This is a genomic window from Streptomyces sp. RKAG293, from assembly GCF_023701745.1.
In the GTDB taxonomy this organism is placed as follows: domain Bacteria; phylum Actinomycetota; class Actinomycetes; order Streptomycetales; family Streptomycetaceae; genus Actinacidiphila.
The window spans coordinates 427,442-450,675 of record NZ_JAJOZB010000001.1 but is presented as its reverse complement, the minus strand read 5'-3'; the positions used below and the strand labels follow the sequence as shown (position 1 = coordinate 450,675).

General features: G+C 70.8%; 18 protein-coding genes and 2 pseudogenes. 7 read left to right on the top strand and 13 right to left on the bottom strand.

Annotation, left to right across the window (positions count from 1 at the left end; translation table 11 throughout):
- Positions 1-93: 93 nt before the first annotated feature.
- Positions 94-540, bottom strand: a complete 447-nt coding sequence (locus tag LNW72_RS01870; RefSeq protein WP_250973686.1) for a DUF1772 domain-containing protein — start codon at positions 538-540, stop codon at positions 94-96.
- 91 nt (positions 541-631) lie between these two features.
- On the opposite strand from LNW72_RS01870, the gene LNW72_RS01865 reads away from it, so the two are divergent.
- Positions 632-1,210, top strand: coding sequence for a TetR/AcrR family transcriptional regulator (locus LNW72_RS01865; protein WP_250973685.1), 579 nt, complete (start codon positions 632-634; stop codon positions 1,208-1,210).
- A gap of 134 nt (positions 1,211-1,344) precedes the next feature.
- Here LNW72_RS01865 and LNW72_RS01860 read toward each other — a convergent pair whose 3' ends face one another.
- Together LNW72_RS01860 and LNW72_RS01855 are read right to left on the bottom strand one after the other, a co-directional pair.
- Complete coding sequence (locus LNW72_RS01860) at positions 1,345-1,827, bottom strand: hypothetical protein (protein WP_250973684.1); 483 nt, start codon at positions 1,825-1,827, stop codon at positions 1,345-1,347.
- Positions 1,828-2,039: 212 nt separating this feature from the next.
- Positions 2,040-2,309: pseudogene (locus LNW72_RS01855) on the bottom strand (winged helix-turn-helix transcriptional regulator); the annotation flags it as partial.
- A 710-nt stretch (positions 2,310-3,019) separates the two neighbouring features.
- On the opposite strand from LNW72_RS01855, the gene LNW72_RS01845 reads away from it, so the two are divergent.
- Entirely contained in the window at positions 3,020-3,994 is a 975-nt protein-coding gene (locus LNW72_RS01845) for a PhzF family phenazine biosynthesis protein (protein WP_250979979.1), read from the top strand.
- 69 nt (positions 3,995-4,063) lie between these two features.
- Positions 4,064-5,563 carry a carboxylesterase/lipase family protein gene (locus LNW72_RS01840; RefSeq protein ID WP_250973683.1) on the top strand — a complete coding sequence of 500 codons (1,500 nt, stop codon included), beginning with the start codon at positions 4,064-4,066 and terminating at the stop codon, positions 5,561-5,563.
- A gap of 151 nt (positions 5,564-5,714) precedes the next feature.
- Here LNW72_RS01840 and LNW72_RS01835 read toward each other — a convergent pair whose 3' ends face one another.
- From LNW72_RS01835 to LNW72_RS01810, 6 genes and pseudogenes are all read right to left on the bottom strand, one after another.
- Positions 5,715-6,386, bottom strand: a complete 672-nt coding sequence (locus tag LNW72_RS01835) for an IclR family transcriptional regulator (RefSeq protein ID WP_250973682.1) — start codon at positions 6,384-6,386, stop codon at positions 5,715-5,717.
- 394 nt (positions 6,387-6,780) lie between these two features.
- Positions 6,781-9,639 (bottom strand): LuxR C-terminal-related transcriptional regulator, encoded by a 2,859-nt coding sequence (locus LNW72_RS01830; protein WP_250973681.1) that lies wholly within the window; start codon positions 9,637-9,639, stop codon positions 6,781-6,783.
- A gap of 345 nt (positions 9,640-9,984) precedes the next feature.
- Positions 9,985-11,171 (bottom strand): annotated as a pseudogene (locus tag LNW72_RS01825) (ABC transporter ATP-binding protein).
- A 34-nt stretch (positions 11,172-11,205) separates the two neighbouring features.
- Entirely contained in the window at positions 11,206-12,036 is an 831-nt protein-coding gene (locus tag LNW72_RS01820) for a carbohydrate ABC transporter permease (RefSeq protein WP_250979977.1), read from the bottom strand.
- Positions 12,036-12,962 carry a carbohydrate ABC transporter permease gene (locus tag LNW72_RS01815; RefSeq protein ID WP_250973680.1) on the bottom strand — a complete coding sequence of 309 codons (927 nt, stop codon included), beginning with the start codon at positions 12,960-12,962 and terminating at the stop codon, positions 12,036-12,038. The genes LNW72_RS01820 and LNW72_RS01815 overlap by 1 nt, the downstream gene beginning before the upstream one ends.
- Complete coding sequence (locus LNW72_RS01810; protein WP_250973679.1) at positions 12,959-14,236, bottom strand: ABC transporter substrate-binding protein; 1,278 nt, start codon at positions 14,234-14,236, stop codon at positions 12,959-12,961. Before LNW72_RS01810 ends, LNW72_RS01815 begins: the two co-directional genes overlap by 4 nt.
- A gap of 234 nt (positions 14,237-14,470) precedes the next feature.
- Between LNW72_RS01810 and LNW72_RS01805 the strand changes: the two genes are divergently transcribed.
- Positions 14,471-15,421: an aldo/keto reductase family oxidoreductase gene (locus LNW72_RS01805; protein ID WP_250979976.1), complete on the top strand. Its 951-nt coding sequence runs from the start codon at positions 14,471-14,473 to the stop codon at positions 15,419-15,421.
- Positions 15,422-15,487: 66 nt separating this feature from the next.
- Entirely contained in the window at positions 15,488-16,315 is an 828-nt protein-coding gene (locus LNW72_RS01800; protein ID WP_250973678.1) for a MarR family transcriptional regulator, read from the top strand.
- 65 nt (positions 16,316-16,380) lie between these two features.
- Here LNW72_RS01800 and LNW72_RS01795 read toward each other — a convergent pair whose 3' ends face one another.
- Positions 16,381-17,199, bottom strand: coding sequence for an MFS transporter (locus LNW72_RS01795; RefSeq protein WP_250973677.1), 819 nt, complete (start codon positions 17,197-17,199; stop codon positions 16,381-16,383).
- On the opposite strand from LNW72_RS01795, the gene LNW72_RS01790 reads away from it, so the two are divergent.
- Positions 17,088-18,008, top strand: a complete 921-nt coding sequence (locus LNW72_RS01790; RefSeq protein ID WP_308402134.1) for a PLP-dependent aminotransferase family protein — start codon at positions 17,088-17,090, stop codon at positions 18,006-18,008. The genes LNW72_RS01795 and LNW72_RS01790 overlap by 112 nt on opposite strands.
- Before the next feature lie 132 nt (positions 18,009-18,140).
- Here the strand turns inward: LNW72_RS01790 and LNW72_RS01785 are convergent, their stop codons facing one another.
- The 3 genes from LNW72_RS01785 to LNW72_RS01775 are packed head-to-tail and all read right to left on the bottom strand — an operon-like array spanning position 18,141 to position 21,218.
- Positions 18,141-19,379, bottom strand: a complete 1,239-nt coding sequence (locus tag LNW72_RS01785) for an alpha/beta hydrolase (protein ID WP_250973675.1) — start codon at positions 19,377-19,379, stop codon at positions 18,141-18,143.
- 31 nt (positions 19,380-19,410) lie between these two features.
- Positions 19,411-20,283 carry a serine hydrolase gene (locus LNW72_RS01780; protein ID WP_250973674.1) on the bottom strand — a complete coding sequence of 291 codons (873 nt, stop codon included), beginning with the start codon at positions 20,281-20,283 and terminating at the stop codon, positions 19,411-19,413.
- A complete protein-coding gene (locus LNW72_RS01775) occupies positions 20,280-21,218 on the bottom strand; it encodes a LysR substrate-binding domain-containing protein (RefSeq protein WP_308401865.1) in 939 nt (312 codons plus the stop codon). Before LNW72_RS01775 ends, LNW72_RS01780 begins: the two co-directional genes overlap by 4 nt.
- 264 nt (positions 21,219-21,482) lie before the next feature.
- On the opposite strand from LNW72_RS01775, the gene LNW72_RS01770 reads away from it, so the two are divergent.
- Complete coding sequence (locus LNW72_RS01770) at positions 21,483-22,958, top strand: penicillin-binding protein 2 (RefSeq protein ID WP_250973672.1); 1,476 nt, start codon at positions 21,483-21,485, stop codon at positions 22,956-22,958.
- Positions 22,959-23,234 lie beyond the last annotated feature (276 nt).

Below are 23,234 nucleotides of genomic sequence, written 5' to 3'. Positions count from 1 at the left end.
GGCAACCGTGTTCCCGGATGCCGGGATTGCGGTGGCTTGCTGCCGCCCGGGGAGTGGGATGGTGCGGCGCGTGCGCGGTGTCGGCCCGCGGGGTCAGACGAGGGCGGCGACCAGCAGGGTGAAGGCGGCGATGAGTATGGCGACGCGGACGTAGTGGAAGCGGTCCCATCGGTTCATCTGCTGCTTCCAGTCGGCGGGCCGGTTGTCAGGGGTCCACGTCTTGCTCCGGTTGTTGATCGGGACGAGCAGCAGGATCGACATGATCACGCTGAGGACCAGCAGTGCGCCGGCGGTGACGACGAGGCCGGTCCCGTCGTGGTGCCATCGGGCGATGGCCCAGACCGCGGCGAGGACGAGTGAGGTGATGTACCAGAACGGCATCACGGCGCCGAGCATCCGGCCCCCGTGGGCGCGGCCGAGTTGGCCGCTGTCCTCGGGGAGTGCGTTGAGGATCCGGTTGATGACGAAGGCGACGGAGAACTCCACCCCCACCATCACGCCGACGACCACGGTGGTGATGATCTCGAGTGCGTTGAGCATGATGGCCCCTCCTGGTATCTAGCATTGCTAGGTGATGAGGCAACGCTAGTACTACTGCCGCTCCATTGTCTAGCGGTGCTAGGATCGAATCATGTCGGTACAGGAACGCAAGGAGCGCGAACGGGCGGGCCGCGAAAGTCTCATCGTGGCGACGGCCCGCGAACTCGCCGAGCAGCAGGGCTGGGACGCGGTCACCACCCGCCGGCTCGCCGAGCGCATCGAGTACAGCCAGCCCGTCCTCTACAGCCACTTCCGCGGCAAACGCGAGATCATCGGCGCCGTCGCCCTCGAGGGCGCCGCCGAGATGGCCGCCGCGCTGCGGGCCGCGGCCCCCGTAGCGGATGGCCCGCGCGCCCGGGTCACCACCCTCGCCCGCACCTACCTCGACTTCGCCGAACGCAACCCGGCGGTCTACGACGCCATGTTCCAGCTCGACGGCGGCCTGGCCTTCGCGAACGAGGACACCCCGGAACCTCTCAAGGACGCCTTCGCCGCCCTGCTGGAAAGCCTCGGTGAGGTCGCTGGGGACGGCGTCCACCCGGGACTGTTCACCGAGGTGTTCTGGGCGTCCCTGCACGGGCTGGCCACCCTGACCCGAGCGGGACGGCTGCCGCCGGAGGACACCGAGCCGAGGGTGGAGCTGCTGGTGGACCGGCTCGCCATGATCTGACAAACACCATCCCGGCGGGCACGCGGCGGGCCCTCGGGCCCCGCCGCTGCCTGCCTGCGGCATCGCTTCCGGTCACTCGCGCCCACCCGGCGCAGCCGCGGATCGCCGGGTGACCTCGTCGCGGTCTTCTGTGGTCAGCCGCGTACGGGCATGATCCCGTGGATCCGGCGGGGTTTGGGGGCGTCCAGCATGGTGACGCCGTTGTAGCGGCGGCCTTGGAGGAAGAGCACGGGAGCGGCGACGAACGTGACGAAGATCGAGGCGACGCTGACGGGGAACAGGACCGGAAGCGACTGGCCCTCGGGCAGGGTGCGGCCGCCCTCGTGGATGGCGTATCCGAAGGCCAAGAAGAAGATGATGACGCTCAGGGCAGCCAGGATCAGCAGGGCGGCGCTGGTTCGGCGGGTGCGGGCCTCTGTGCGGACCTCGGCCAGCAGGGAGGCGTCGCACACGGGGCAGGTCAGTTCGACGCTCTGCTTGCCGGACGCCGGCCGGCGCACCCGGGACAGGTTGTCCTGCCAGGTGATCCTGCGGGTCCGGGTGAGGAACCCGGTCGTCCGGTCGCTGAGGATGTGGCGAACCGAGACTTCCACGGTGCCGGGTATCGGTCTGTTCATGTCCCTGCAGCCCCCTCCGTCGCACACCCCGGAGCGGGTGCGCAGAGAACACAGTGTCGGTTCGCGACGGCGGGGATCAACAACTCGCGAAAGGCTTTGCCTTGGCCATGCCTTCGGGGTGAAGGAGCAGCCGGTGCGGGCGCTGGTCGGACCTCTCGGTCCCGCTTCAGCGGCTGGCCCGTGTGGTCGGCCCGCTCATCGTGTTCGTGTTCCTGTTCCTGCTTCCGCGCCCACGTGTTCGCCCACTGGTCGAGCGGAGCGAGGGCGCGGCCGAGGTCCGCTCCAGTGGGGGTGAGCTCGTAACCGTCGGTGGAAGGGCTGATGATCCCGCTGGACGTGAGCTCGCGCAGCCGCTGGTACAGGACGCTGGAGGACAGGCCCTCGCACCGCGCGAGCAGAGCACGGGCGCCGATCGGGCCCGCGCGCAGTTCCCAGAGGATGCGCAGCGCCCAGCGGCGTCCGAACAGGTCCATCGCGGCCATGATCGGACGGCCGGTCGTCGAGCCGCGGACCGGCCCGCCTGGGCGTGGTGTCGGCATGACGCTCCTTGTGTTTCGTTATTCGAAACACTGGCATCGTTCGCCCCTGCTTCAGAATCCGGATCAGCACAACGGGAGGACCGATGGCACGGATAGAGCCGCTGGAGCCGCCGTACACCGAAGAGGCCGGCGCCCAGCTCGCGCACATGATGCCGGCGGGTGCTCCGCCGATCGGGCTGTTCCGGATGTTCGCCAGGAATCTGCCGACGACCGGCGCCATGCATGGGTGGGGCCGCTACGAGCTGGGCAGGCAGCTGACCCTGTCCCTGCGGGAGCGCGAGATCGTCATCGACCGGACGTGCGCGCGGTGCGGCTGCGAGTACGAGTGGGGCGTGCACGTGATGATGTACGCCGACCGGGTCGGTCTCACCCGCCAGCAGACGGCGTCGCTCGTCCACGGCGGACCCGCCGACGAGTGCTGGGCGTCCGAGCGGGAACCGGCTGCTCATCCTCGCTGTCGACGCCCTGCACGACCGCTCCGACATCGACGACGCGCTGTGGGCGCGGCTCGCATCGGCCTTCGACGCGCTGCAGTTGATGGACCTGCTCCTGCTGTGCGGCTGGTACCACGCCATCAGCTTCGCCGGGCGGGCCGGGCGCCTGCCCCGCGAGCCCGGCGCGCCCCGCTTCGCCGACGTCGTCCCCCGCACCCGATGAGCAGGCCCTCGCGTCGACCGGCGGTCCGCACCGGCCTGCCCGTCACGATCGTGCACGCGTGCCTGCGCGAGGGCGGTGGCGGAAGCCCGACCGCGGTCCTGGACGAGGCGTCATCATCCCTGTCCGGCCGCCTGTTGACCGATGACGAGCGCCGCGCGGCACCCGCCCTGGCTGGCACGTCCCACGCGGTTTTCCTCTCGCGGGACGGCGAACCGGCGGCCGGGGTCGGGCACGACCGGCTCGTGGTCGCGGCGCGGTTCTTCACCGCGGACGGGGAACTGCCCGCGTGCGGTCACGGCACCGTGGCCGCCTTGGCCTTCCTCGCTCAGCGCGCGGGCGGGGGCGAGCACCGGGCCGGACTGCGCGTGGCCGGGCGCGTCGTCGAGGGCCGCGTAGTGTGCGGGGCATCGTCTGTCGAGGCCGCCTTCGAGGCGGGACCGGTCGGCCTGCGTGAGCCCACGGCAGGCGAACTCGCGCTGCTCCTGCCCGCACTGGGGCTCGGTACGGCCGTCGCCGCCGAAGCGTGCATCGCCACGCTGGGACGTCCGCGGCTCCTCCTGCCCGTTCCCACCCGCTCCGCTCTCGCCGCCCTGGCCCCGGACCTCGACCGGCTCGCCGCCGCGTGCGATCACCTGGGCCTGCTGGGCGCCTTCGTCCACGCCCCGATGTCGCCCTCGGGCCGGGTCGTGGCCCGTATGTTCGCCCCATCGATCGGCGTACCGGAGGACATCGCCAACGCGAACAGCTCCGCCTGCCTGGCCGCCCACCTGCTCGGCCGACAGGGCGCCACCGGGATCTCCGTCGACATGGGCGATGCTCTGGGCCGCCCCTCCACCGTCACCGCCGACACACGCCACACTTCGTCGGGTGTGGTGGTCGACGTCAGGGGCGCCGCACGGATCGGGCACGAGCTCCGCTTGCCGGGACGGTTGGCTCCTCCCGGTGGGCGATGGGAGATCGAACAATATTGACGTCCGCCATAATTGCGCAATAACTTGAGGAGATCCAAGTCCCGCTCCTGATCTGGAAGGTGGCACTGCATGGGTCTCGCTCAGGACCGCACCGCACCCGTCGTGAACACTCGCTCGGGCCCGGTCCGTGGTGTCGCCGAAGATGACCTGGCGGTGTTCAAGGGCGTGCCGTACGCGGCGCCGCCCGTCGGGCCGCTCCGGTGGCGCCCCGCGCAGCCGCATCCGGGCTGGAGCGACACCCTCGACGCGACGGCGCACGGCCCCAGTTCGCCGCAAGCCGTCCGTCAGGTGGACCCGATACTCGGCGGCCACGGCCTTCCGCCGTTCGACGAGGACTGTCTGACGCTCAACGTGTGGACGCCCGGTACCGATGACGCCCGCCGTCCCGTCCTGGTCTGGATCCACGGCGGCGCCTTCATCTCCGGTTCCGGCGGGATGCCGAACTACTCCGGCGAGACCTTCGCGCGGGACGGTGACCTGGTGGTGGTGACCCTCAACTACCGGCTCGGACCGCTCGGCCTGCTCTACTTCGCGTCGGATGACGGCACCGAGCAGGGCAACCTCTGGCTCACCGACCAACTCGCCGCACTGCGCTGGGTCCACGACAACATCGCCGCGTTCGGTGGAGACCCCGACAACGTCACGGTCGCCGGCCAGTCCGCCGGCGCCCTGTCCACGGCGGCACTCGCGGGCCACGCCAGTGGCGGCAGGCTCTTCCGGCGTGCCGTCCTCCAGAGCGTCCCACTGGCCATGCCCCTCGCCACACCTGACGAGGCCCTGGCCCGCACTGCCGCCTACCTGGAGATGGTCGGCGCAAAGGACGGGGACGAACTGCGCGCGGTGCCGTGGCCGCGCCTGGTCGAGGCCACGGCCGGACTCCTCGCGGCCACCATGGAATGGGGCCACTGGACCGTGCCGTTCATGCCGGTGCTCGACGGGGGGACGCGGGCCCGGCAACCCGTCGACAACCTGCTCGCCGGTCCGGGCGCGGATATCGACGTCCTCATCGGCTGGACCAGGGAAGAGTGTGCTTTCACCTTCGCGCTGGGCGAGGCCTACGCGTCGACGACGAAGGAACAGGTGCTCCGCCGGGCACAGGACAGCTTCGGTGACGGTGCGGCCGAGGCGTACGCGTCGTACGAGGCCGCGCGCCCAGGCGCTCGGCCGATCGACGTTCTCATCGACCTGACCACCGACGAGCTGTTCAGGAAGCCCGCCCTGGCGTTCGCGGAAGCGCGGGCGGCAGGGGGTCGCCCGGTCTGGACGTACGAGTTCGACTTCCCCACACCTGCACACGACGGCCGACTGGGCGCCCCGCACTGCCTGGAACTGCCGTTCGTCTTCGACAATTTCGACAAGTGGGCGCACGCGCCGTTCCTGGCGGGGATGGACACCAGGATCAGGGACGGTCTCGCCAGGAGCATGCACCAGGCGTGGATCTCGTTCATCCGCACCGGCGACCCCAACCACCCGGCCATGCCTCACTGGGACCGATACGACCAGCGATCCCGCAGCACGATGCACTTCGACACCGTCACCCAGGCCGTTTCCCATCTCGGCCCGCACTGACGGAAGACCACAGCACTGGGGGCTCGGTCCGGGCTGAGCCCCCAGGGACCTGGACGAGGGGCCTGCCTTTGGGCTGCCACTACATCGCCTGATGGGCAGTGGAGCGAACGTGGCGGTGGTTGATAGGTCGTGGTCGCTGCGCGGTCGGCTCTCACCGGCCGCGCAGACCGGCGCTGATCGCCCTGCCGGTCAGCCGGACGGCGTCGGCAAGCTGTTCCAGGTTCTGTGCGGGATCGGTCAGGACGCACAAGGAGGCCACCGGTACACCGCCCGCGTTGTGCAGGGGCACCGCCACACAGCACACCCCCGCGGTCACCTCCTCCCGGTCGAACGCGACACCGCGGTTCCGGATCTCCGCCGCCTCCCGGCGCCAGACCGCAGGGAGCGGATCGAGGGGGAGGGCGGGGTGCACTCCGGCCACAAGGACCTTTCCCGCCGCGGTGAACCACGGCAGGGGCGTACCGCTTCGGGGCGGGGCCAGGGCTCTGTCCCCGCCGGAGGCCCAGTACATGACCAGGGTCCGTCCTTCCCACAGCACACTGATCCCCACCGACGTGCCGGTGGCCGCCGCCAGACGGCGTACAGGCTCCCTCGCCGCGGCCCGCAGTCCGGGATGCGGCTGCCATTCCTGCCCGAGCCGGAACATCCGCGGACCCATGCGGTACCCCGTGCCGCAGCGCTGGACGGCGCCCAGTTCGACCAACTGCTCCAAAAGCCGGTACGTGGTCGACTTGGGCAGGCCGCTCTGCGCCGCCAACTGGGTCAGCCGCGCCTCCCCGGCCCGGTCCACCGCCTCCAACAGCCCGAAGGCGCCCTGCAGCACGCCCCGCCCGCCGTCTCCCGGCGGCGATGGGGCCGGTCTGTCCAGGAAATCGTTCGGCTGCCTCACCGATGGGCCCCCGTTTTCGTGATCGTCGCTCGGTCGTGTCCACCACGGCGCAGGACGCGGCGAGCGTGCCGTTTGGTCACACAGCCGATGCCTGTGGCTGAACCACCCTGCGTCGGATCCGGCCGCCCAACATCCGTGGCCGCCACGGACCGAGGATTCCGTGGCGGCCACGGATGCCCGCCTCCTACGTCGGGACGCACACTCCTACCCGCAGGTGGATCGGGGACCGGCGCCGAAGAGCGGAGACGCGAATGATCACAACAACCGGCACCGCCGAGCGCTGTGTCCCGGCACCGGGCCGGACGAACCTATGACGGCCCGTCGACGGTCACTCCGCACCACGTGCGCCGGCCCCGGAAGCCGGACCGGCTGGAGGCAGGACCATGGCCGTCGCGCCCATCGTCGCGAGCACGGCCTCGCCCTGTGCTTGCTGCTCTCCGCCGAGGAACACGAGCGTGCGGGCCCACTGGTAGCGGCACCCGGCATCGGCAAGGGTCGCGGCAGCGATGGTCAACGCGTCGCGGCCGCCGTCGCGCCCGTTCACGGCCGCCGCACGGTCGACGATGGCGGCCGCGATCGAGTTGCCCGCCGTGGCCGAACGTGCGCGCTGGATGCGGGCTGTGGCGTCCTCGTTCCCGGACATGACGGCGGACTCGGCCCACAGGGCGGCGTACCAGGTACGCCACACGCTGTCGCCCCAATGGTTCATCTGCTCCGGGGGCGTGTTCAACACCTGCATCGCCTGCTGGGGCAGGCCGCGGTGCAGCAGGGCCAGGGCGTCGAAGACTTCGCCGCAGCGATGAAGTTCCGCCGTCGAGACCGGCGTCCTGAGGGCGTCCACGATGTCCAGCCACACATCCCGGGCGTCGTCGTCCCCTCGCAGCCCGTGGACCGTCGCCGCCGCGTACGCGGGGCCGCTGAGGTTGCCCGCACGTGGCCGACCGGCCCGCTCCCAACCCTCGCGGAATCGCCGCGCCAACGTGACCGTCTCGTCCCAGTCGCCCGCGAGTGCCGTGACGACGAGCAGCCGCCGTGTCGTCAGGTGGCCCTCCTCGCGGTAGAACGGCAGGTCCCCCAGCCGCTCGGCATGGCCCCTTGCGGCTCGTAGGTCACCGGCAGCGAGAGCGCAGTTGCAGGCCATGCCGAGCGCGTCGAAGAGCTCCACCGCAGACGCGGCCGTCACGTGCAGCGGGGCCAGCAGTTCGATGCGCTGCAAAGCGCCGGCCGCCGCGCCACGGATGTCCCCGCGAGCCAGCCGTACCGCGGTGAGCTGGTCGAGCACGGCGCTCTGGATCAGCGGGTCGTCGACGCGGCGGGCCAGTGTGAGCGCACGCTCGATCAGCTCGGCGGTGACCGGATCGGCCGGTGAGCTGTTGCAGGCCTCAGCGGTGAGCAGCCGGGCCTGCGCGGTCAGGTCGTCGCCGGCCAGCGACCACCCCTCGGCGATCAGCGCCTCCACCTCCCCGACCGCGGGCCCGGTCGCCATGAGCCCGGGGATGCGGTTGATCAGCTCGGCGTTCCGGGCGAGGTCACCGGCCGCACCGGCCCGGTCGCCGGCGCGCAGGGCCGCGTCGGCGGCGGCCCTGCGCAACCGAAGTGCCTCGTTGCCGACATGTCGTGACTCGGCGGCGCCCGCGGCGTTGCGCAAGGCATCGGCGGAGTCCCGGTCGTCCGCGGCGAGCTCGGCCGCCTGCTGGTAGCGCCGCTGCGACTCGCCGGGCAGGCCCCGGGTGAAGCTCAGTTCGGCCAATCCGATGGCCAACCGGTAAGCGTCGGGGCGGTGTTCGGAATTGCCTGCCGCCCAGGCCAGGGCGCCCCGCAGCTCGTCGGCGAGCCGATCGTAGGCAACTCGCCAGGACGGGATGGGCTCGTGGGAGGTGACCTGGAGATCCGTGCTCCTGTCCAGACACCAGTGGAGGTGGCGTGAGAGTGCCTCGTCCGACTCCTCTGCCTCTTCGAGCCGGTCCGCACCGTACTGACGGATCGTTTCCAGGGCGCGGTAGCGCGTCCCACCGGGCTCGGTGACGGCGATCAGCAAGCTCTGGTCCGCGAGCCCGGCCAGGACGGTTGCCATCGCGCCGGCCGACACCGGCGGCCAACCGGCCAGAACCGTAGCCGCGGCGCCGGCGGTGAACGGTCCGGTGAATACCGAGATCCGGCGCAGCACCGCCTGATCGGGGCCGGCCAGCAGCACATAACTCCAGTCGAGCGTCAAGCGCAACGAGCGGTGCCGGTCATCGATCCGTGGTCCGCCACTCAGCAACCGCAGCCGGTCGGCCAGCCCGGCTTCGAGCCCGTCGAGCCCTAGCGAGGCGTACCGGGCAGCCGCCAGTTCGATCGCCAGCGCCATGCCGTCCAGGCTCCGGCACACCGCGCCGATGCGCTTCCTGTCGACGGACACCGGCAGGCTCCCGCCGGCAGCGGCCCGCCCGAGAAACAGCTCGACCGCGTCACCCGGACCGCCGTCAGCGGCTTCGATGGACAGCCCCGGCACCGGAAAGACCCGTTCGAAGGGCACCAGCAACCGGGCCCGGCTGGTGGCGAGCACCGTCAGCCGGGGGCCGGCGGCGAGCAGCCGCTCCAGCAGGACCGCCACACCGTCCAGCAGGTGCTCGCAGTTGTCCAGCACGAGCAGCGTTTCCCGGCCTGCCATCCAGCCGGCGACGTGGTCCGTCGCCGAGAGGCCCTGACTCTCCCCGAGGCCGAGCGCGTCCGCGATCGCCGACGCGACCATCAACGGGTCGACCGTCGGTACCAGGTTGACGTACCACACGCCGTCGGCGAAGCGGTCGTTCGCGTCCGCAGCGACGCTCAGGGCCAGGCGGGTCTTGCCGACCCCGCCCGGTCCGACGGCCGTGACCAGTCGGTGCTCGTGCAGCGCTTGGGAGAGCGCCGCACGTTCGGCCGCGCGTCCCACGAACGACGTCAACGGCGACGGCAGTGCGGCGCCCGCGGTCGGCGTGCCCGCCGGACCGGAGGGCAGGTTCGCCGATACGGCGGCCAGGTCTCGGCGATCGTCCGCCTGTAACTTGCGCAGCAACGAGGAGACATGACTCTCGACGGTACGGACGGAGATGAACAGCCGAGCCGCGATCTCGGCGTTGGTCAGATGTTCGCCGAGCGCGGCAAGAACCTCGGCCTCACGGGCCGAGACGCCTACCTCGGGAGGAGTCCCCTGATTGGCCACGTTCAGATTGTGCACATGGGTGGGCCGGATGACGCAGGGGTTCGGCCGGAGTGAGCATTCGTTGCACCGAAATCCGGCCGACCGCATTCGCCGTCGGCGACCTCAGGGGACCAGGGTTACGGCGCCACGAGCCGGACCATCTCGCGCGGGCGCGATTCGCGCTCGTCGTAAGCGATGTCCAGCCCTGCCGCCTTGACGCGAGCAGCGTGCCTGGGTGCCGCGGTCCCGAACGGCACGTTCCGCGCAGCCGGCGCGTCAGGGCGTTCCCGACTGTACTCCGGAGGCCTTCGCAGCGCGGCTGTGCCTGCGCACCTGATGCGAGTCGAGCCGCCCCCGGGTCGCCGGTCAGGCCTCCGCTCGTTCGGGGTGGGTCAGGTTCGTCCCGGTGGCGGGGTCGAACACGTGGATCCGAGGGGTGTTGATCCACAGCTCCAGGGGTTCGCCCTCGGCGGCGCGGGTGGCGGGGCTGAGGCGGGCGACGATCTGGTGTCCCTGCATGCCGGTGTCCGCGCGGCCGGAGTCGGCGGCGAGTTCGGCGAGTTCGGAGGAGCCGGCGGGCCCGCCCTCCTCGGTGAAGTGGACGTACACGTCGGAGCCGACCGATTCACGCACCTCGACGGTGGCGGTGCACACCACCCCGGCCCCCGCTGTTCGGTCAGGGCGGCGTCCTCGAAGTCCTCGGGCCGGATGCCGACGATGAGTTCGCGGGACGCGTTCCCCCGTTCCAGCACGCGCCGCGCCCGGTCCTCGAGCGGGAGGTCACCGAGCGAGGTCCGCAGGACACCGTTCCCCAGGGTGGCATTGAGGAAGTTCATGCCGGGGGAACCGATGAAGCCGGCGACGAAGAGGTTGACCGGTGCGTCGTAGAGGTGCTGCGGCGTGCCGACCTGCTGGACGAGGCCGCCGCGCATCACCACGACACGGTCGCCCAGCGTCATGGCCTCGACCTGGTCGTGGGTGACATAGACGGTGGTGGTGCCGAGGCGGCGCTGCAGGGCGGCGATCTGCGTGCGCATCTGGACACGGAGTTTGGCGTCGAGGTTGGAGAGCGGCTCGTCCATCAGGAAGGCCTTGGGGTCGCGGACGATGGCGCGGCCCATCGCGACCCGCTGGCGCTGGCCGCCGGAGAGGTTGGCGGGTTTGCGGTCCAGGTGCTGGGTGAGGTCGAGGATGCGGGCGGCCTCCTCCACCTTGGCGTTGATGACGGCCTTGTCGGTCTTGGCGAGTTTGAGCGCGAAGCCCATGTTCTCGCGGACGTTCATGTGCGGGTACAGGGCGTAGCTCTGGAACACCATGGCGATGTCGCGGTCTTTGGGGGCGCGGTCGTTGACGACCTGTCCGTCGATCCGCAGGGTGCCCTCGGTGATGTCCTCCAGGCCCGCGATCATGTTGAGAGTGGTGGACTTGCCGCAGCCGGAGGGGCCGACCAGGATGACGAACTCCCCTTCGGCGATGGTGAGGTTGAAGTCGTTCACGGCAAGGGCGCCGTCGGGGTAGCGCTTGGTGATGCCGTCGAGGACGATCTCGGCCACGGTCTGCCTTCCTGGTCCCGCCCGGATGGGCCGGTTATCCCTTGACTGCGCCGGCGGTGAGGCCGGCGACGATGCGGCGTTGGAACAGCAACACGAAGATCACGATGGGTACGGTGATCACCACGGCGGCCGCGGCGATGGACCCGGCGGGCTGCTGGAACTGCGAACTGCCGGTGAAGAAGGCGATCGCCGCCGGGACGGTGCGGGCGGCGGTGGTGGAGGTCAGCGAGATCGCGAACAGGAAGTCGTTCCAGCAGAAGATGAAGACCAGGATCCCGGTGGTGAACACGCCGGGCGCGGCGAGCGGCGCGATCACCAGGCGGAACGCCTGGGCCGGGGTGGCGCCGTCCATCTTGGCGGCCTTCTCCAGGTCCCAGGGGATCTCCCGGAAGAACGCGGACAGCGTGTAGATCGCCAGCGGCAGGGAGAAGGTCATGTAGGGAATGATCAGACCCGGCCAGGTGTCGAAGATCCCCAGTACCCGCTCGATGTTGAACAGCGGTGAGACCAGCGAGATCGGTGGGAACATCGCGATCAGCAGCGACATCCCGATCAGCAGCCGCTTGCCGGGGAATCGCAGCCGGGCGACCGCGTAGGCGGCCATCGTGCCGAGGACGACCGCGATCGTGGTGGCGATCAGGGCGATGCCGATCGAGTTGATCAGCGCCCGGGTGAACTCCGAGGTCTGGAAGATGCCGCGGTAGTTCGCCCAGGTCCATTTGCGCGGGATGAAGTTGCCGTCGCTGAGGGTGCTCGGGTCCTTGAACGAGAGCGCCACGATCCACCAGACCGGGAACAGCGCGTACAGCACCACGATGAGGTTGACGATGCTCCAGCTGGTCAGGGTCTTTCCGCGGTGGGACATCATCGCCGCTCCGGTTCGCCGCCCGGCGCCGCGGCGCCGAAGATCTTGATGAAGATGAAGGCGAGCACCGCCACGCACAGGAAGATCAGCACCGAGATCGCCGACCCGATGCCGAGGTTGAGGGCGGTGAACAGGTTGTCGTAGCCGAGGATCGAGACCGATCCGGTGTCGTTCGAGCCGCCGGTCAGGACGTAGATGTTGTCGAAGATCCGGAACGCGTCCAGGGTGCGGAACAGCAGGGCGACCAGGATGGCCGGTTTCATCAGCGGCAGGATCACCAGCCGCAGCCGCTGCCAGAACGTGGCACCGTCGACCATCGCGGCCCTGACCGTCTCACCCGGGACGAGCGCCAGTCCGGCGAGCAGCAGCAGCGCCATGAACGGCGTGGTCTTCCACACCTCGGCGAGGATGATCAGTCCGATGGCCTGCCACTGGTCGGTCAGCGGCGCGCTGCCCGCCGGCAGCAGCGCCGCGAGGTAGCCGGTGCCCGGGGTCCACGCGTACTGCCAGGAGTACGCGGCGACGACGGTGACGATGCCGTACGGGATCAGGACGGCGGTACGGACGGCGCCCCGGCCGAAGACGGCCCGGTGCATCACCAGCGCCAGCGCCATGCCGAGGACCAGCTCGATCGCCACCGACACCAGCGTGATGAGGGCGGTCACCCACAGGGCCTGCCACCAGAACGGCGAGGACAGCACAGCCGCGTAGTTGTCGAACCAGATCCACCGGGCCTGCCCGGGGAACCGCAGGTCGTAGCGCTGGAGCGAGAGGTAGACCGCGTAGGCGATCGGGTAGGCGGTGACGGCGACCATCACGATCACCGCCGGCGCGCAGAGCAGCAGCCCGAGCCGCCGCTCCTGGCGGGCGCCCTCGGACAGTTCGGCCCGGCCGTGCCCGGCGGCGGCCTTCGTGGCGGTGCTCACGGGATCAACCCCTTGGAACCGAGGGCGTCCTCGATCTGGCCCCGGAGGTCGGAGACGGTGCTCGCGGGCCGGATCGCGGCCGGCGGCGAGAGGGTGTGTGCGATGGCGATCGACACGTTCTGGTAGGCGGGGGTCCGCGGTCGCACGCTCGCCGTGTCCAGCGCGTTCAGCACGTCGGCGGCGAAGGGGTAGCTCTTCGTCAGTTCGGCGGCCTGGTAGAGGCTGCGCAGCGAGGGCGGCAGCCCGCCCTTGAGGGCGTTGGTGAGCTGGTTGTCGCGGTCGCGCAGGCACAGCGTGGCCTGGAACGCGAGGTCGGGGTGCTTGCTGTAGGCGCCGACGGCGAGGTCGATGCCGCCGATGGTCACGGTGGCCGGCCGGCCGGCGGTCACGCCGGGGTAGGGGGCCCATCGGAAGTGTTTGAAGAGCTTCGGCTGGTTGGCCTTCATCGACGGGTAGACGAACGGGTAGTTGAGTTCGAAGGCCGCCGTTCCGGACTCCATGGCGAGCCGGTTCTCGTCCTCCATCTGGTTGGACAGCGACGGGTCCGCGGCGGCGGACCGGGCGGTGTCGCGCATGATTCCGGCGGCGACGACGGCCGGCGGGCCGAGCGAGGGCGCCTGGGCGTCCGGGGTGAGGATCGACCCGCCCGCGCTGGTGACCAGAGTGTTGAACCAGACCGTCAGGCCCTCGTACTGGGCGCCCTGGATCTCGACGTGGTGCGGCTTGCCCGCCTTCGCCAGCGCGTCGGCCTGGGCCAGCATCTCGGCCCAGCTCTTCGGGGGCACCGGCACCAGGTCGTCGCGGTACCACAGGAGCTGGGTGTTGGAGTTGTAGGGGACGGCGTACAGCCGGTCCTTCCAGGTCGCGGTCTGCACCGCGGCCTTCAGGGTGTCCGTGGTCGCCTGTTCCCTCAACGCCCCCGTCCACTCGCGGACCCAGCCCGCCTCGGCGAACTCCGCGGGCCAGGTGACGTCGAGGCCCATGATGTCGACCCCGGCGTCGTGTGCGGCCAGCCGCCGCACCAACTGCTGCCGCTGCCCGTCCGCCGTCCGCGGCAGTTTGTTGTACCGGATCTGGTACTGACCCTTCGAGGCCTGGCTGCACCGCTCGGCCGCCTGTTGCAACGCGCCGGAATCGTCGGGGAAGTTGTACCAGTTCAGCGTCACCGGACCGCCGCCACCGCTGCTTCCGCACCCCGCGAGAGCGGAGGCGAGCAGCGGAAGGGCCGCGAGGGCGGCCGGCCACCGCGCGCGCAAGGTCCGGCGCCTACGCATCTCACACTCCAGCTGTGGGGAACCCTCCTGGGGTGCTCACGGTAGGGAGACGATCGGCATCCGTCCGGTGACACTTCCGAAGTTCCGCCCGAACCGACCGGATGGCGCAGCGCCCGTGCCTTTCGTGGCGCCCATCTGCCGGCCTCGGCACGCAGGACGTTCCGCTTGACGACCCTGGACGGCGATCACCGCGGCCTCACGATGGTCCGGTCGTAGGGTGGCCCCGTGACGAAGATGGCGGAACAGACAGAGACCGGCCGGCTCATCTACGGGTGCATGGGGCTGGGTGGCAGCTGGGGCCACGAGCCCTACACCGCGCAGGACATCGCGGTCGCGGAAGCCGCCGTGGAAGCGGCCCTGGACAGCGGCATCAACACGTTCGACCACGCGGACATCTACCGGAGCGGCAAGGCGGAAGCGGTGTTCGGCGAGATCCTCGGCCGCGACCCGGAGCTGCGGAAGCGCATCGTCGTGCAGACCAAGTGCGGTATCCGCCTCAAGGACGGGGACCGTCCGGGGATCTACGACCTGCGCGGCACCACCATCGTGGAGCGCGTGGAACAGAGCCTGGCCCGGCTGCGCACCGACGTTCTCGATGTCCTGCTCCTGCACAGGCCGGACCCGCTGGCGGACCCCGACGATGTCGCCGAGGCACTGACCTCACTGCACCGGCAGGGCCTGGTGCGGCGCTTCGGCGTCTCGAACATGAGCGCCGCGCAGATCGCGCATCTGCAGGGGTCGCTGGAGATGCCGCTGGTCGCCGACCAGTTGGAGATGAGCCTGCGGCAGCGGGGCTGGGTCGAGGCGGGCGTCGTGGTGAACACGCCGCAGGTAGCGACGGTCGGGTTCCCGCTGGGAACGCTCGAGTACTGCCGCGCCAACGGAGTGCAGCTCCAGGCGTGGGGAGCCCTCGCCCAAGGGCGCTACTCCGGTCGCCAGGAGACACCCGACGAGCAGGCGACCGCGCGGCTCGTCGAGGCGCTGGCCAAGGAGAAGGACACGAGTGCCGAGACGATCCTCCTGTGGTGGCTGCAACGACACCCCGCAGGCGTGGTCCCGGTCGTCGGCACCGTCCGTCCCGAACGCATCCGGGCCTGCCGCGACGCCGCAACGGGGGAGCCACAGCTCAGCCACGCGGAATGGTACGACCTGTGGCTCACCGCCCGCGGAGCGCCGCTGCCGTAGAGCGTCGGCGTGGCCGCCCGTCCCGTCCTGCTCCACGGGGGCGTGACCGCGGGCATGATGGAGGCCATGACTCACACCGCCCGCCGCATGTTCGAGCTCCTGGAGCCGATCTGCCTGGTCACCTTCCTTGCCGACGAGTGCAACGAGGAGTTGGCCGCACTCGGCCACCGCACCTACTGGGACGGCTACTTCGCCAGCCGCGCCGCGCCGCTGGGGCGGGTGCCGGCGCAGGTCGTGCACGCGGCGTTCTACAGCTTCGCCGACGGGGAAGCCGCGCGGCACATCCCGAGTGCGTGGGAGACGATCCCGCCCGAGGCGTCCGTCGCCGCGCGGGAGCGGGGCAGCGCGGCCTCCCTACGGCGGATCCTCGGCCCCGAGCTGGCCGGCTCCCCGGGCCTGGTGCGCGCCGCCGACCTGACCACCAAAGCCGCGACGAACGCGCCCACGGAAGGCCGGGTGATGTACGCCGGGATGCGCGCCCTTCCGGTGCCCAGCGACCCGGCCGCCCGGCTGTGGCATTCAGCGACGATGCTGCGCGAGCACCGCGGTGACGGGCACATCGCCGCTCTCGTCGGCGCCCGCATCGGCGGCACCGAGGCCCATGTGCTGTCCGCGCTGGAGCAGGGCATCCACCCGCCGGAGTCGTTCGGGCGCATCCACCACCTGCCGAAGGAGCGGCTGGCCGCGGTCATGGACGGCTTGCGCGAGCGCGGGCTCGTCGACACCGACGGCCGGTTCACCGACGCCGGCCGCGAGGCGAAGGAACGCATCGAAGCCCTCACCGACGAGCTCGCCGCCCCGCCGTACGACGCCCTGTCTCCCTCCGAGCTCGACGAGCTGGTCGCCGAGCTCGAACCCATCACCGCGACGCTGGTGGCCGCGGGGTCGCAGTGACGAGCAGCGACTGACGGGACGAGGAGTCCGCCGTCCGGTACGGCGCCAGACCAGAGAACACAGGCTCATCGACGGTCCTGGCACGCCGGCCACAACGCGAGCAGCATCAACGCGGCGGTCAGTGCGAACGCTGCCGGATACCCGGTGTGTGCGGCGATCGCGCCGTAGCCGACGGCGCCGACTCCCATCCCGGCGTCGTACGCGAAGTTCCACAGGGCGCTCACCGTGCCGTAGCCGGACGCGGGCACGCGGGCGTACATCAAGGTGAGCGTGGCGTTCTGCGCGATGCCGAATCCGATGCCGAACAGCGTCACTCCGGCCAGTACCGCAACGGCGCTGCCGGTCAGCGCGGTGATGAGCAGTCCGGCCGCCGACAGGAGCAGGCCCGGCAGGACCAGCCCGGCGGCCCCGCGGCGGTCGCCGATCCGTCCCGCGAACCACCGCGCCACTGTGGCTGCGGCCGGCTGGATGAACAGCACCGCGGTGACCAGCCCGGACATCGACGCCGGGACGGCCAGCGGCAGGAAGGTGACGACGATGCCGGCGCCCAGCGCGGTCGTCGCGAACACGACGGCGGGCCGTGCCAGGGCGCCGGTGCGCAGGCCCGCGACCACTCCGACCGCCTCGTCCGCCGAGGGACGTCGTCCTGGCAGCGCCGGCACCACCACGGCGGAGGCGAGCGCCACCAGTCCACCGGCCACGCAGACCGGGGTGAAACCGGCCCTGTCGGCCAGCCAGACGCCCAGCGGCAGGGCCACCAGCGACGGCACCCCTGACACGATCCCGGCCAGCGCCAGCCCCTCGCCGCGGCGCTCCGCCGGGATCAGCGCCGCGGTCAGCGCGCCACCTGCGACCACCGTCAGCGCGAAGCCCAGCCCGCGCACGCAGCAGACCGCCACGATCCGCCGCCGCGGCGCACGCGGGCCTGACGTCCGTGCCCGTACCCGTCGACGAGTACGGCATCGATGTCCGGGCGCTGGAGGCGACGGGCGCCCGCGCGGTGCTGGTGACGCCCGCTCACCAGTGGCCGACCGGCGTCGTCATGGCCGCCGAGCGGCGCCTGGCCCTGATCGACTGGGCCGAACGCAACAACACCTTCGTCATCGAGGACGACTACGACGCCGAATTCCGCTACGACCGCGAGCCGGTGGGCGCGCTGCAGGGACTGGCCGCGGACCGGGTGATCTCCATCGGCACCGTCAGCAAGTCCCTCGCACCCGCCCTGCGCATCGGCTGGGTGCTCCGCCCGCCCGCGCTGACCGCGGGCATCGCGGCGAACAAGCACCTCGCCGACCGGGGTTCCCCCACCCTGGACCAATTCGCCCTGGCCCGGCTCGTCGAGTCCGGGCGCTACGACCGGCACCTGCGCCGCATGCGCGGCACGTACGCGGCCCGCCGAGCGGCGCTGGTGACCGCGCTCGCCGAGCAAGCGCCGGGCGCACGGCTGACCGGACTGGCGGCCGGCTTCCACGCCGTCCTCCACCTCGATACCAGTACCGGAACCAGCACCGGCAGCGGCACCGGTGAGGAGGCGCTCATCGCCGCGGCCCTGACCCGCCGGGTGGGCCTGTACGGCATGAGCGTCCACCATGCCTCACCGACGACGTCGCCCCGACTCGTCCTGGGGTTCGGCAACGTCAATGAGCGGGACATCACAGCGGGGATCGCTGCCGTCGGCGACCTGCTGCCGTGACCCGGTCGCCACCAGGTGCCGCATTCGAGCGGGACCGGGCCACGGCGTTGCAGGACCCCCGCCACCGCTACCACCGCACCCGGGGCATGGGTGCGGACGATGAGGTCGCCCGGCCGATGTCCGGTGGGTGGATCAGGGGCGGGTGAAGAGGCGGCCGATCCAGTCGATGAGGGCGTCGGCGTCGTGGTTGATGGTCGTGAAGTGCGCGCCCAGCGGCTCGTCCTTGGGGACGACCTGGCCCTTGGTGTAGTGCTGGTACTCGACCTCGATCCCGTGCTTCTTGTTGGTCTCGTTGAGCTCGTCCACGAGGTCGTTGGTGCCCTTCAACAGGGCCGGAAACGAGGCGAACACGCGCTTGTCGTCGTCGGACTGGGTGATGCGTACCGGGACCTTGATCTCGACGTCGGGGTTCATCCTGGCGAGCTCCTGGTCGAAGAGCTGCTGGTGGTCGTTGGGGCCATCCGGATAAGTGCCCCTGAACTGGGCGTTGCCCTTGATGCCGCCCCAGGACAGTGGATCGCTCAGCTCGGCGCGGGAGAGGTGCCTGACCTGCGGCCACAGGTCGAACGCCGCGTCCGAGAGGACCTGGGCGGGTACGATCGAGGGCTCTCCGCCGATCGCGCCGGCCAGGAACAGCGGGGTGAACGCGAAGCCTTCACCCGTCTTCGCGTCCTTGGCGCCGAGCCGCACCAGGCCGAGGGAGTGGTTGGACGGGGCGATCGCGGCGACACCGACCAGGCCGCTCTCGACACGCTCCGGGGCATGGTGGGCGGCGAACAGCGCCGCCTGGCCGCCCTGCGAGTGGCCGACGATCGCGTACTCCTCCCCGATCGCACCCCGGAACAGGCGCCGGGCCGTCAGGACGATGTCCAGCACCCCGTTCGCCTCCGAAGCCCCCAGGAGGTAGGGGTGGAGGTGCTCCTCCGTACCGGTTCCCAGAGCCTCGTAGTCCGTCATCGCCACCGCCCAGCCGCGGCGCAGGAACGAGTTGAGCAGACCGTTCGGATAGGCGTTCATCGGAGAGGCCCCGGTGTCGCTCCGGTCCCGCGACGGTGCCACGGAATTGGCGACCCCCACGGTGCCGTGCGCCCAGGTGATGAGCGGGAAGCCGCCCACGGGCACCGGGTGCTCGTCGCGGTCCGGCAGCACGATGATGCCGGAGGTCGAGACGGCCTTGCCGCGCACGTCCTGCGAGCGGTAGAGGACGAGCCGGTTCTCGCCCGACTCCAGCGCCGCCACGTTGTTGTCCAGCCGTCGGCTATGGACAGGATCCCCCGGGGTACCACCGGGCAGTGGGGACGTCGGGGTGTAGAACGCGTCCCCCGCGGGGGCGTTCTCCACCGGGTCGATGACCGGCGAGGCGCCGTTCACAGGCCGGCGGCGCGGTCGGTGGTGCGTGACGTCAGAGGCCGCGCAGCGCGTCGACGGCGAGGCGGGCGGTGGTGCCGATGACGGCGTCGGCTGTGGGGAGCGTGACGGCGGTGTTGGCGGCGCGGGTGAAGACGGCGACGGCGTAGCGGCCGCCGTCCGGGTACTCGATGACGCCGGTTTCGTTGCGCACTGTCGGCAGGCTGCCGGTCTTGCCGGCGACGTGGACGTCGTCGAAGGGGAATCCGGAAGCCATGCGGTGGGGCCAGACCTGCAGGCTGAGGAGGCGGCGGATCGCGGCGCCGTGTTCGGGAGTGCAGGCTTCGTCGCGCCAGATGGCGCCGAGCAGGTGGGTCATGTCGCGTGGGGTGCTGCGGTTGGTGCGGGCCGGGTCGAGGGCGCGGAGCCGGGCGATGACGTGCGGGTCGGCCAGGGCCTGCCTGCCGCCGTGACCCGCGTCCTCCTTGATGGTGGCGAGGAGCCGGCGGAAGGTGTGGGTGGCGTGGGTGCGGGGGAGGCCCAGCCGGGCGGTGGTGCGGTTGACGGTGTCGAGGCCGACGCGTTCGAGGAGGTGGTCGGCGGCGGCGTTGTCGCTGACGGCCGTCATCAGGTAGGCGATGTCGCGCAGTGACATACGGGCCGGGTCGAGCATGGCGCCCAGCCCCGTGGGGCCCGCCGTCCGGTCGGCCGGGAGGCATTCGGCCTGTTCGGTGAGGTCCAGGCGGCCCGCCGCTGCCTCTTGGTGGAGGGCGACCAGTACGCAGAGTTTGTGCACGCTGGCGGTGACGACGGGCTGGTCCGCGCCCGCGTCGATCTCCGCACCGGAGTCGATGTCGACGGCGTGCAGCCAGCCCGTCACGCCGGCGTCGGCGAAGGCCGTGCGGATCCGGCCGGGGACGTTGGTCATACCCAGTACTCCGCTGCCGGGCGCAGGTGGATCGGGTGCCGGGGCAGGTCTGAGCTCACTGCGGCAGTGTTCCACAGGGCTTGGGTGGTCGCTTCGGCGAAGGCGCTGACGGCGGCGTCGCTGCGGCCCTGCGGCCAGGCGACGGAGTGGCGCCAGGCCAGTGGGGTGCCGGTGAGGGGACGCCAGGCGGTGTCCGGGTCCTGGAGAGCGGTGTCCGCCAGGTGGGTGTCGCGGGGGCTGAAGGCGACGGAGTTCGCGGAGAGGATCAGGCCGCGGACAAAGCTGGCGCCTTGGCCGTGGCGGACGGCGGCGGGAGCGTAGCCGTTGCGGGCACAGGTGGTCAGGACGTCGTCGTACAGTGCCGGAGCACTGGCACGCGGGAAGAGAACCAGGTCGTATCCGGCGAGGTCGGCGAGCGCCACGTCCTCGAGCTCGGCTGCGGCGGCGCGGCGCGGCAGCAGTACTCCCACCTCACGGCGCAGGACCGGGCCCAGTTCCAGCCCGGAGACATCGCAGGGGTGGTGGATGAGTCCCACGTCCAGGTCGTGCGAGGCGAACCGGGCGAGCTGTTCTGCGGTGGACAGCTCATGCAGTTCCAGTTCCACGCCGGCGTGCCGCTGCTGGAACTCCGCCAGGATCGCGGCGACGGTCTCGCCTGCCATGTCGGGCGGCAGCGCGGCGCGCAGCAGCCCGTTCTCGCCGTCGCGGATGCGTCGGGCGGTGGCCATCAGCGCGTCGGACTGGGCGAGCAGTCTGCGGGCCTCGTCCAGCAGCAGGGTTCCGCCTCTGGTGATCGTCACGTGTCGGCTGGTGCGCTCGAACAGGCGCACTCCCAGCTCGCGCTCCAGGCGCTGGATGCGCTGCGACAGGGGTGGCTGGGCTGTCCCCAGGCGGGCTGCGGCTCGGCCGAAATGTGACTCTTCTGCAACAGCCACAAAGCACCGGAGATGCAGGATGAGGTCCACAAGCAGCAATGATATCTCATCTGCATCATTGCCAGATCGATATCCGTCTTGGACACACGGCGGATGATCCTGTTCTGCTCTGGGCATGTCCTCGCACCTTGCCCCACCTCCCAGGCACATCGCGCGCACCTGGCACGGCGGTCGCGCTCCAGGCGGCCGGCCGATCCGGGCCCGCCCAGGGCTTCTCGGCGCCGTCGGCAACCACACCAGAACTCATGCGGAATGCGGAGAGCGATGAACAGGCCACTGGGGCACATAGCCGTCTTCTGCGGGGCGATGATCATGGCCCTGCTCGTGCGGGTGACGTGGGTGCAGTTCGTCCAGGCCGACACGCTGGCCGGCGACCCGGGAAACCGGCGGGTGCAGATCGAGGCTTTCGCCCAGCCCCGCGGCGACATCATCGTCGCCGGCACCGCGATCACCGGCTCACAGGCAACCGCCGGCTCCGACCTCAAGTACAAGAGGGTCTTCAAGGAGGGCCCGATGTACGCGCCGGTCACCGGCTACCTCTCCCAGGTCCACGGTGCCACCTTCCTCGAAGGCGTCGAGAACGGCGTGCTCAGCGGCAAGGACGACCGGCTCTCCCTCGCCCGGGGCACGGACATCCTGACCGGCGGGAAGCCACGCGGCGGCGATGTCGTGACGACCATCGACCCCAAGGCACAGAAGGCCGCCTACAAGGGGCTGACGGACCTCGACGCCAAAGGGGCGGTCGTCGCCCTCGACCCGCGCACCGGCAAGATCCTCGCGATGGCGAGCACGCCGTCGTACGACCCTTCGTCGTTCGCGGGCATCACGCCCGGGGAGAGCCGGCGATTCACCGCCCTGGAAAGGGACAAGGACGAGCCGCTCAGCAACCGGGCGATCCGCGAGACCTACCCGCCCGGCTCGACGTTCAAGATCCTCACGGCGGCCGCCGCCATCGAACACGGTGCGGTCACGGACATCAACGCGCCCTCAGGGGCCCCGGCTCCGTACCAGCTGCCGCTCAGCACGACGAAGATCGGCAACGTCGTCCCCAACTCCCAGTGCGACAAGGTCTCGATGAGAACCGGCATGCAGTGGTCCTGCAACAACGTCTTCCTCGACGCCGCACTCAAGGTCGGCAAGGACAAGATGCGGGAGACGGCGGAGAAGTTCGGCTTCAACAAGGAGCAGTTCACCCCCGTACGCGCGGTCGCCAGCAGCTATCCCGCGCGGCTGGACGAGCCGCAGACCGCACTGACCGGCATGGGCCAGGGCAGCGTGACCAGCACGCCACTGCAGATGGCCATGGTCACCGCCGGGCTGGCCAACGAGGGAAGGGTGATGCGGCCGTACCTGGTGGAGGAACTGCGCGGACCCGACCTGTCGACGATCGAGAAGACAGTGCCTGAGCTGCTGCACCAGGCCGTCTCCCCGAACACCGCGAAGAAGGTGCAGGAGATGATGGAGTTCACGGTGAGCGATGGCTCGGCGGGCAGGGCACGGATCGACGGCGTCACGGTCGGAGGAAAGCCGGGCACCGCCCAGCACGGTGCCGACGTCCGCGACGAGCGTCCGTACGCCTGGTTCGTGTCCTACGCCAAACAGCGCGACGGCTCCTCCCCGGTCGCGGTCGCCGTCCTCGTCGATGCCAAGGACATGGGCGTCTCCCGTGCCGACATCGCAGGTGGCCGGCTGGGTGCCCCGATCGCCAAAGCGGTCATGGAAGCGGTCCTGAACCGGTGACGCCGGACAAGTGGCGGACAGGGGTCGGACAAGGCCCGGACAAGGCCCGGACAAGGGTCGGACAGAGAAAAGGGACACGACGGCAGTGCGGAAGACGAAGGAGATGTCAAAGGAGATGCCGGAGGAGATGTCAGTTGCGAGCGAGGTCCCCGAAGAACCCGGGCAGGCGTGGACCGATACCCCGCGCCCACCCGGCACTCCGGCCCGTTCCGTCGCCCGCCGGTTCAGGATCTGGGCACCGGTCGTCCTGCTCCTGGCCGTAATCTTCGTGACCGT